Annotated in this window: 8 protein-coding genes; 1 reads left to right on the top strand and 7 read right to left on the bottom strand. The window is 73.5% G+C overall.

Annotated elements, in window-relative coordinates; translation table 11 throughout:
- Positions 1-341: 341 nt before the first annotated feature.
- Both A3Q37_RS34990 and A3Q37_RS34985 read right to left on the bottom strand, forming a co-directional pair.
- Positions 342-1,784, bottom strand: a complete 1,443-nt coding sequence (locus A3Q37_RS34990; protein WP_065491240.1) for an FAD-dependent oxidoreductase — start codon at positions 1,782-1,784, stop codon at positions 342-344.
- Between the two features lie 330 nt (positions 1,785-2,114).
- On the bottom strand, positions 2,115-3,014 hold the full coding sequence (locus tag A3Q37_RS34985; protein ID WP_065491238.1) for a TIGR01777 family oxidoreductase: 900 nt from the start codon (positions 3,012-3,014) through the stop codon (positions 2,115-2,117).
- A gap of 62 nt (positions 3,015-3,076) precedes the next feature.
- On the opposite strand from A3Q37_RS34985, the gene A3Q37_RS34980 reads away from it, so the two are divergent.
- On the top strand, positions 3,077-3,607 hold the full coding sequence (locus tag A3Q37_RS34980) for a GNAT family N-acetyltransferase (RefSeq protein WP_065491236.1): 531 nt from the start codon (positions 3,077-3,079) through the stop codon (positions 3,605-3,607).
- Between the two features lie 10 nt (positions 3,608-3,617).
- On the opposite strand, the gene A3Q37_RS34975 is transcribed toward A3Q37_RS34980, so the two are convergent.
- From A3Q37_RS34975 to sucB, 5 genes are all read right to left on the bottom strand, one after another.
- Positions 3,618-4,139 (bottom strand): DUF4240 domain-containing protein, encoded by a 522-nt coding sequence (locus tag A3Q37_RS34975; protein ID WP_065491232.1) that lies wholly within the window; start codon positions 4,137-4,139, stop codon positions 3,618-3,620.
- A 62-nt stretch (positions 4,140-4,201) separates the two neighbouring features.
- Positions 4,202-5,185, bottom strand: a complete 984-nt coding sequence (locus A3Q37_RS34970) for a YafY family protein (RefSeq protein ID WP_065491230.1) — start codon at positions 5,183-5,185, stop codon at positions 4,202-4,204.
- Positions 5,186-5,307: 122 nt separating this feature from the next.
- Positions 5,308-7,992: a pyruvate dehydrogenase (acetyl-transferring), homodimeric type gene (gene aceE, locus A3Q37_RS34965; protein WP_065491228.1), complete on the bottom strand. Its 2,685-nt coding sequence runs from the start codon at positions 7,990-7,992 to the stop codon at positions 5,308-5,310.
- A gap of 255 nt (positions 7,993-8,247) precedes the next feature.
- The gene (locus A3Q37_RS34960) at positions 8,248-8,871 is read right to left on the bottom strand and encodes a GntR family transcriptional regulator (protein WP_065491224.1); all 624 of its coding nucleotides are present in this window, start codon (positions 8,869-8,871) and stop codon (positions 8,248-8,250) included.
- Between the two features lie 147 nt (positions 8,872-9,018).
- Positions 9,019-10,121 (bottom strand): 2-oxoglutarate dehydrogenase, E2 component, dihydrolipoamide succinyltransferase (gene sucB, locus A3Q37_RS34955; RefSeq protein ID WP_065491222.1); only part of this gene is annotated, 1,103 nt, incomplete at its 5' end.

Here is a 10,121-nt window from a genome sequence, read left to right as displayed (position 1 = left end):
GCCCGGCCTCACGCGGCCCGGGGCGCTGGTCCCGCGCCGACTCCGGCCCCGGCCCGTGCCGCCTCCGGTCCGGGGGGCCACGGCCCCGTACGGTTGAGCCGCGGGCCCCGGGCGGCGCGGGACTGGCTTCACGGGCCCGGCTTCACGCGGCCCGGGGCCCTGGTCCCGCGCCGACCCCGGATCCTGGATCCGCGCCTACCCCGGCCTCGGGCTGTGCCGCCTCCGGCACGGGGGCCACGCCCCCTCGGGTGAGCCCGCGGGGCCCGGCCTCACGCGGCCCTGGCCCCGCGCCGACTCCGGCCCCGGGGGCCACGCCTCCTCGGAGCCCCCGGGCCCCGGCCTCACGCGGCCCGGGGCAGGACCCCCTCGTACGTTCCCCGGACGCCCAGGTCGGCCAGGATCGCTTCGGCCGCCCGGCGGCCCGAGTGCAGGGCGCCCTGGACCGTGCTCGTGTCGCGGTGGTCGCCGCACACGTACAGGCCGGCCAGCACCCGTACCGGGCGGCGCGGGTCGTGCGGGGGTTCCATCGCGGGTACCGCCTCCGGGTCGTGATGGGCCGCCAGCAGCTCCCAGCCGTCCGTCGGTACGCCGTACAGCGCCGCCAGATGCGCCCGCACCGAGCGGTCCAGGTCCGGCGGCGGCGTCCCCAGCACCGTCGAGGTGATCAGCGTCCGGCCCTCCGGCGCGCGCGAGGGGTCGACCTCGCTCATCACCGAGGTGTACGCCACCGGGCCTGACCGGTCGCCGTCCAGCACCAGCGACCTGCCCGTCGGCGGCGGGGCGGGCGCGGTGTGGTGAAGCACCGTCACCGGGCGGAAGGACGGCACCCGCAGCCCGGGCAGCAGCTCGGCCGCGGCCCCCGCTCCGGTCGCCAGCAGCAGGGAGCGGCACCCCAGTTCGCCGTGCTCCTTGGTGCGTACGGAGGTGATGTCCGCCGCCGTCACATGCACCCCGGTCCGGACCGTGCCCGGCGGCAGCGCGGCCGCCAGCAGCTCCGGCAGCGCCGCCGAGCCGCCCGCCGGGACGCAGAGGCCGCCCCGCGCGTAGTCCCGCAGCGCCAGATCCGCCGACCGGCTCGACGTGGTGAGCGCGGGGTCGCTGAGCAGCGCGGCCAGCAGCGGGCGCAGGATGCCGTCCACCGTACGGCCGGGCAGTCCGACCCCGGCCAGGGCCTCGGCGGCCGTTCGCTCCGGGCGGGCCAGCAGCCGCGCCTCCGGCGTGAGAGCCAGCCGGTGCAGCGCCGCACCCAGCCGGGCCCGGTCGATCGCCCCGGTCACCACGCCGCTCCGGCCTCCGCCGCGCGCCGGAGCGGTGAGCTCCTGCCCGTATGCGCCCTGCGCCGAACCGGCGGCCCCGGAAGCCGTGGAAGTCGCAGAGGCCGCGGAAGCCCGGAGAGCGCGGGGCGTGCGCGGGGCGCGATGGGCCCAGGGGGCGCTCGATCGGGTGCGTGCCGCTTTGAGTGCGCCCCTCGCGCTCCGTATGTCGCCGGTGAGATGGCGGCGGCCCTCACTGTGGACCAGGACCCCCGGTGCGAACTCCCGCAGCTCCGGGGCGCCGAGCCCCGGGGTCCCGGTCAGCTCGGGCCAGGAAGTGCAGAGCAGCGGACCGAAGCGGTCGAGCCGGAACCCGTCCACCGCGTCGGTGGCGAGCCGGCCGCCCACCCGGGGCGCGGCCTCCAGAACACTGACGCCGAGCCCCGCCCCGGTCAGCAGGTGGGCCGCTGACAGGCCGGCTATTCCGGCCCCGATGATGATCACGTCTGCGTGATGTGCCGTGCTGCGCACGTGCCCCTCCCCGAGTCGGTGCGACTGGTGGGGGGCTCTTGCCCCCAACAGGCCCCCGGAATGCCGGAGTTCGCATCGAGGCTAGGAGGATGGCTGATACTGGGTCAGACGCGCGCCGGGGAGCACCGGGGCACGGGGTCGCACACGCGGCCCGGGCACGCGCACCACGGTCCGGGGTACGTACGCGCACCACGGTCCCGGCCGCTCGCAATCGGGGTCCGCCCGCCCGCGCGGTCCGGCCACGCACACGACTCGCCCCGCCCGGCGACCCGCCCCGCCCGGCGACCCGCCCCGCCCGGCCTGAGGCCCACCGCCCGCCCCGCCCCCCCCTCAGCGCAGCGCCGCGCGGATCGCCCCGTCGATGTCGGGGAAAGCGAACGAGAAGCCGGAGTCCAGCAGCTTCGCCGGGATCACCCGCTGGCTGCCCAGCACGTCCTCCGCGAACTCCCCGAGCACCAGCTTCAGCGCGGGCGCCGGTGCCGGGAACAGTGTCGGGCGGCGCAGCACCCGGCCCATCGCGGCGGTCACCTCGGCGTTGGTGACCGGCCTCGGTCCGGTCAGGTTCACCGGGCCGGTCAGCGACTCCGTGTCCAGGATGTGGCGCAGCGCCGCGACATGGTCGTGCAGGGCGATGAAGCTCCAGTACTGGCGGCCGTTCCCCAGCTTCCCGCCCAGACCCGCCTTGAACAGCGGGAAGAGCCGGCCCCACGCGCCGCCCTCGCGGCCGACGACCAGCCCCGTCCGGGCGTGCACCGTGCGCACCCCCGCCTCCTCGGCCGCGGCGGTGGCCGCCTCCCACTCCTCGCAGACCGAGGGGAGGAACCCGTCCCCGGGCGGCGCGTCCTCGTCCACCGGGGAGTCCCCGGTGTCGCCGTAGAAGCCGATGGCGGACCCGGAGAGCAGGACCCGGGGCGGGGTGTCGAGCGAGGCGACGGCCTCGGCGACGGCGGCCGTCCCCAGGACCCGGCTGTCCCGGATCTCCCGCTTGTACGCCTCGGTCCAGCGGTGGTCGCCCACCCCCGCCCCGGCCAGATGCACGATCGCGTCGCAGCCGACGAGGCCGGCCACGTCCACGTAACCCCGCTGGGGGTCCCACTCGACCTCGTCGCCGGTTCTGGCGGGCCGGCGCACCAGGCGGGCCACCTCGTGCCCGTCGGCGCGCAGCGAGCGCACCAGCGCCGCTCCGATGAGTCCGGACGATCCGCTGACGGCGATACGGGAGCTCGGCATGGGCCCATCCTGCCCCATCAAACGCCTCGAACACCGGGAACACCCCATGACACAGTGGGCCCATGGCCGCCCCCGTACTCCGCCCCGTCCGCCCCGCCGTGCTCGCCGACGACGACGCGCTCGCCGAACTCGACCGGTCCACCTGGTCGACGCTGCACGCGGTCCTGCCGAGGCCGGTCCCTCCGTACGAGCCCTTCTTCGGCGAGGGGCACGGGCCGGAGGACTTCCTCGTGGTGGAGGCCGAGACGGCGGAGGGTCAGGCGGGCATCGCCGGGTACATCCGCCTCGTCCCGCCCACCCCGCTCGCCGCCAACGCCCATGTGCGGCAGATACGCGGCCTCGCCGTGGCGAACTGGGCACGTGGGGGCGGAGCCGGGCGGGCCCTGCTGCGGGCCGCGTTCGCCGAGGCCCGTCGCCAGGGCGCCAACCGGATCACGCTGCGGGTGCTCGGCCACAACACCCCCGCCCGCGCGCTCTACGCCTCCGAGGGCTTCGCCGTCGAAGGGGTGCTGCCCGGGGAGTTCTTCCTGAACGGGCGGTACGTGGACGACGTCTGCATGGGCCGCTCGCTCGGCCCCGACGGCCCCGCCTGAGCGCCGGGCATCACTTCGGCCCGAAGCGGTCCCACAGGTCGGGGAAGCGTGCGGCGAGCGCCTCCTCGTCCTCGAAGTCGACCGGGGAGCCCAGCGGCTCGGCGGGCTGCGGCGGCAGCCCCAGGTCCGGTGCGACCACCCCGGTGAGCTGCTCGTACGCCTCGTCGGCCGCGTACCCCAGCTCCTCGCCGTCCCCGTCGATCTCCTCGTCGAAGTCGTCCAGCAGCTCCGCCAGGGCGTCCGGATCGTGCAGCGCCCCCTCGAAGACCTCCCGGCCCTGGCCGATCAGCCAGCAGCGGAACCAGTCGAACGCGTCGTCGCTCGCCCCGCCCAGCAACACGGCCGCGGCGCCCCACAGATCCCAGGCGTAGGCGCGGTTGTAGCGGGCCTCGAAGTGCCGGGCGAAGTCCAGCACGGAATCGGGATCGAGCTGCGTCAGCCGTTCCACCAGCAGGTCGGCATGGTCCTCGGGGTCGCCGTCGGCGGCCTCGCGGGTGCTGTCGATGATCTCCCAGAATTCCGTTTCGTCCATCACGGGTCCAGCATCCAGCCTGGCGGGGGCTCCCGCACGCGCAGACGCCGAATTGAAGCCTTTCAGCGATACAACTCGCGCAGGCGTTCGGCCGCTTCGGTGAACCGTGCCCGCAGCTCCTCGGGCGCCACCACCTCCAACTCGGGTCCCAGCGCCAGCAGCTGGCCGTACGCCACATCCAGGGATTCCACCGGCAGCGTCAGCGTCCGCCACCCGTCCGGGTCCGGTTCCGAGGCCTCCGCGAGCGCCGCCGCGGCCGCCGCCCGGTCACCGGCGTACGCGAGCATCCGCCCACCGCGCTCGGACACCCGTACGGTCACCTCCGTACGCAGCAGGGACCGGGCGAACCCGGCGGCCCGCTCCGCCCAGAACCCGGGCAGATCGAAGCCATCGTCCCGCTCGAAGCGCTCGTCGGCCGCCTCCACGGCGATGAAGCGGTCGATCCGGTAGACCCGGAAGTCCTCGCCCGCCCGGGCGCAGAGGTACCAGACCCCGGCCTTGAGGACGAGACCGTACGGAGCGAGCTCCCGCGCCACCTCCGTACCGGCGTGGTCGCGGCCCCCGCCCCGGCGGTAGCGGACCCGTAGCAGCCGGTCGTCCCAGACCGCGTCGGCGATCGCGGGCAGCAGCTCGGGGGTCTCCGGCTCGTGGTACCAGGAGGGCGCGTCCAGGTGGAAGCGGCGGGCGGCGGAGGACGAGGCGTCGCGCAGGGACGGCATGAGCGCCGCCGACACCTTGAGCCGGGCGGCCGACGCCGCGTCCTCCAGGCCCATCTCGCGCAGTGCGGCGGGCAGCCCGGAGAGGAACAGCGCCTCCGCCTCGTCCCGGGCGAGACCGGTCAGCCGGGTGCGGTAGCCGCCGACGAGCCGGTAGCCGCCGGCCCGGCCGCGCTCCGCGTACACCGGGACGCCCGCGTCGGACAGGGCCTGCGCGTCCCGGGTGACCGTCCGCTCCGACACCTCCAGCTCGGCCGCCAGCTCGGCGGCGGTCATCGCGGGGCGGGCCTGGAGGAGCAGCACCATCTTGATCAGCCGGGCAGCACGCATGCGCCCATTGTGGCGGCAGGGCTCCCTTTCCCACGGTGAAACCCCCGGTTGCCGGGCAGGCGCGCTGTCGGACGCGCCCGCCCGGTGACCGGGGGTTCGGCTGGGTGCTACGGGAGCGGGGATCAGATCCCGTACCGCTCCCGGGCCTCCTTGACCGCCGAGGCCGGGACCTCGCCGCGCTTGGCGAGCTGGGCCAGCGAGGCCACCACGATCGACTGGGCGTCGACGCCGAAGTGGCGGCGGGCCGCGTCGCGGGTGTCGGAGAGGCCGAAGCCGTCCGTGCCGAGCGAGGACCAGTCCTGCTCCACCCACTGGCTGATCTGGTCCGGGACCTGGCGCATCCAGTCGCTGACCGCGAGCACCGGGCCCGGCGCGCCGGAGAGCGCCTGCGTCACGTACGGGACCCGCACCTCACCGCGGAGCAGCGCCTCGTCCGCCGCCAGCGCGTCGCGGCGCAGCTCGCCCCACGAGGTGGCGGACCAGACGTCGGCCGTGACGCCCCAGTCGGCGGCCAGCAACTCCTGGGCCTCCAGGGCCCAGTGGATCGCCGTACCGGAGGCCAGCAGCTGGAGGCGCGGCGCGTCCGCCGTCGTGGGCGTGCCCTCCTTGAAGCGGTACAGGCCCTTGACGATGCCCTCCTCGACGCCCTCGGGCATCGCGGGCTGGGGCTTCGGCTCGTTGTAGACCGTCAGGTAGTAGAAGACGTCCGAGTCCTCACCGGGGGCGGCCTGGCCGTACATCCGGCGCAGACCGTCCTTGACGATCACCGCCACCTCGTACGCGAACGCCGGGTCGTAGTTGAGCGAGGCCGGGTTGGTGGCCGCGATCAGGTGCGAGTGCCCGTCCGCGTGCTGGAGGCCCTCGCCCGTCAGGGTCGTACGACCGGCGGTGGCGCCGACGATGAAGCCCTTGCCGAGCTGGTCGGCGAGCTGCCACATCTGGTCGCCGGTCCGCTGCCAGCCGAACATCGAGTAGAAGATGTAGAACGGGATCATCGTCTCGCCGTGCGTCGCGTACGACGTGGCGGCGGCGATGAAGTCGGCCATGGCGCCGGCCTCGGTGATCCCCTCGTTGAGGATCTGGCCGTCCTTGGCCTCCTTGTAGTACATCAGCTGGTCGCGGTCGACCGGGTCGTACGTCTGGCCCAGCGGCGAGTAGATACCGGCCGAGGGGAACAGCGACTCCATACCGAAGGTACGGGCCTCGTCCGGGACGATCGGCACCCAGCGCTTGCCGGTCTCCTTGTCCCGCATCAGGTCCTTCACCAGGCGGACGAACGCCATGGTGGTGGCCATCTCCTGCTTGCCGGACCCCTTGTACAGGGCCTTGAACGCGCGCTCCTCGGGCTGCGGCAGCGGCGCCGAGGCGTGCAGCCGGCGAGCGGGAGCGGGGCCGCCGAGCGCGGCGCGGCGCTCCTGGAGGTAGCGGACCTCGGGGGAGTCGGCGCCGGGGTGGCCGTAGGGGACCAGGCCGTCCTGGAAGGCGCTGTCGGGGATCGGGAGGCCGAGCAGCTCGCGCATGCCCTTGAACTCGTCGATCGACAGCTTCTTCATCTGGTGGTTGGCGTTCTTGGACTCGAAGCCCTTGCCGAGCGTGTAGCCCTTGACCGTCTGGGCCAGGATCACGGTCGGCGCGCCCTTGTGCTCGACCGCCGCCTTGTACGCCGCGTAGACCTTGCGGGCCTCGTGGCCGCCGCGCGAGGTGTAGAAACACTCGGCGATCTTCGCGTCGGTGAGCAGCTTCGCCAGCTCGACGAGGGCGGGCTCGGTGCCGAAGAAGTGCTCGCGGATGTAGGCGACGTCGCGGGTGGCGTACGTCTGGAACTGCGCGTCCGGGACCTCGCGCAGGCGGCGCAGCAGCGCACCCTGGGTGTCCAGCTGGAACAGCTCGTCCCAGGCGTTGCCCCAGAGCGTCTTGACGACGTTCCAGCCGGCCCCGCGGAACTGCGCCTCCAGCTCCTGGACCACGCGGAAGTTCGCGCGGACCGGGCCGTCGAGGCGCTGGAGGTTGCAGTTGATGACGAAGGTCAGGTTGTCGAGCTGCTCACGGGCCGCCAGCGCCAGGGCGGCGGTCGACTCGGGCTCGTCCATCTCGCCGTCGCCCAGGAAGGCCCAGACGTGCGAGTTGGCGGTGTCCTTGATGTTGCGGTTGGCCAGATAGCGGTTGAAGCGCGCCTGGTAGATGGCCGAGAGCGGGCCGAGGCCCATCGACACGGTGGGGAACTCCCACAGCCAGGGCAGCCGCCGCGGGTGCGGGTAGGAGGGCAGGCCCTCGCCACCGGACTCCTGGCGGAAGTTGTCGAGGTGCTGCTCGGTGAGCCGCCCGTCGAGGAAGGCGCGGGCGTAGATGCCGGGGGAGGCGTGGCCCTGGATGTAGAGCTGGTCGCCGGAGCCGTCCCCCTCCTTGCCGCGGAAGAAGTGGTTGAAGCCGGTCTCGTAGAGCCAGGCCGCCGAGGCGAAGGTGGCGATGTGGCCGCCGACCCCGAACCGCGAGCCCCGGGTCACCATCGCGGCCGCGTTCCAGCGGTTCCACGCGGTGATCCTCGACTCCATCTCCAGGTCGCCGTCGAACGCGGGCTCGGCGGCGGTCGGGATGGTGTTGACGTAATCGGTCTCCAGCAGCTTGGGCAGCGCGAGACCGGCGCCCTCGGCGTGCTGCAACGAGCGGCGCATCAGGTACGCGGCGCGGTGCGGGCCGGCAGCCTTGGTGACGGCGTCCAGGGAGGCCGCCCATTCGGCGGTCTCCTCGGGGTCACGGTCCGGGAGCTGGTCGAGCTCGCTCGGAAGCTTTCCTACGGGGTCGGTCATGATCGCCGCCTTCCGGAGAGGAGGGGGGTGGAGAAGGCTCTATCTGGCAGGACAGAGCGATGGGGCCGGTGGGCCCGCGAGTGAACTGTAAGGCGCTGATCGATGATCGATCAAAGGATGGAAGGCAAAACTTCTCGATACGAAGAAAAGTGGCATGGGGTGCCTCGAAACAGGGCACGGAGTGACGCGAAATAGCGCGCAAAAGGGCGCTGACCTGCACGGAAGAGCAGGCCGCACGCCAAATGATCCGGTGGTTCAGGCTCGCGGCGCGCAGCCCAGGACGTGCGCCTTCACCAGGGCCCCGATCTGCGGGTCCTCGGCGAGGAACGCGTCGATGAGCGCCTGGTGCTCCTCCGCGTACGACTTCTGCACCGTGCCCAGCCAGCGGATCGACAGGGCCGTGAACACCTCGATGCCGAGACCCTCCCAGGTGTGCAGCAGCACCGCGTTCCCGGCGGCCCGCACCATCTCCCGGTGGAAGCCGACCGTGTGCCGCACCTGGGCCTCGCCGTCGGCCAGCCGGTCCGCCTCGTACAGCGCGGTCACGTGCGGCTCCAGCGCCGAGCAGTCCTGGCCGAGCCGGGGGGCCGCCAGCTCGGCCGCGATCTGCTCCAGGCCGGCCCGGACCGGGTAGCTCTCCTCCAGGTCGGCGGCGGTCAGATTGCGGACCCGGACGCCCTTGTTGGGGGCCGACTCGATCAGCCGGAGCGTCTCCAGCTCCCGCAGCGCCTCGCGCACGGGCGTCTGGCTGACCTCCAGCTCGGTGGCGATGCGGCGCTCCACGATCCGCTCGCCCGGCTTCCAGCGCCCGCTGACGATCCCCTCCACGATGTGCTCGCGGATCTGTTCGCGCAGCGAGTGGACGACGGGCGGGGTCATGGAGGGCTCCTTCAGGGCAGACCGGTGCTGCCTACATCATCACGGCCGTACGGGCGGCCGGTGGTGTTTAGACAATACGGCGGCGCCCCCGTCCGGAAGAGTTCCGGACGGGGGCGCCGCTGGTGAGGCTGGTTACAGCCGGGATGTTCAGAGGCCGAGCTCGACCTCGAACTCACCCGCCTCCAGGATCGCCTTGACCGACGTCAGGTAGCGGGCGGCGTCCGCGCCGTCCACCAGACGGTGGTCGTAGGAGAGCGAGAGGTACGTCATGTCGCGCACCGCGATGGTCTCGCCGAGGTCCGGGTGGTCGATGACCACCGGACGGCGGACCGTCGCGCCGATGCCCAGGATGGCGGCCTGGTTCGGCGGGACGATGACGGTGTCGAACAGGGCGCCGCGCGAACCGGTGTTGCTGATGGTGAAGGTGGCACCGGACATGTCGTCCGGCGTCAGGCCGCCACCGCGCGCCTTGCCCGCGAGCTCCGCGGTCTTCTTGGCGATACCGGCGATGTTCAGGTCGCCCGCACCCTTGATGACCGGGGTCATCAGACCCTTCTCGGCGTCCACGGCGATGCCGATGTTCTCCGAGTCGAAGTACGTGATGGTGCCCTCGTCCTCGTTGATCCGGGCGTTGATGACCGGGTGGGCCTTCAGCGCCTGGGCCGCCGCCTTCACGAAGAACGGCATCGGGGACAGCTTGACGCCCTCACGGGCGGCGAACGCGGCCTTGGCCTGGTTGCGCAGCTTCATCAGCTTGGTGATGTCGACCTCGAGGACCGAGGTCAGCTGGGCCTGCGAGTGCAGGGCCTTCATCATGTTGTCGCCGATGACCTTGCGCATCCGGGTCATCTTGACCGTCTGACCGCGCAGCGGGGAGGCCTCCAGCTTCGGCGCCTTGGCGGCGGCCGGAGCGGCGGGAGCCGGGGCAGCGGCGGCGGCCTTGGCGGCCTCCGCGGCGGCGACGACGTCCTGCTTGCGGATACGGCCACCGACGCCGGTGCCCTTGACCGAGCTCAGGTCCACGTTGTTCTCGGACGCGAGCTTGCGGACCAGCGGCGTGACGTACGCGCCGTCGTCACCGGAGGGCGCGGCCGGGGCGGCCGGTGCCGGGGTGACGGGGGCGGGCTGCGCCGGAGCCGGGGCCGGGGCGGCCGGAGCCGACGGGGCCTGGACCGGAGCCGGAGCCGGGGCGGCGGGGGCGGCCGGTGCCGGGGCGGGAGCCGCGGGGGCCTCCTGCTTCGGCGCCTCGG

The sequence above is a fragment of the Streptomyces sp. PTY087I2 genome (genome assembly GCF_001687325.1).
Taxonomy (GTDB): Bacteria; Actinomycetota; Actinomycetes; order Streptomycetales; family Streptomycetaceae; genus Streptomyces.
The sequence above is the reverse complement of the archived record's forward strand: the minus strand, read 5'-3'. Positions and strand labels throughout refer to the sequence as shown.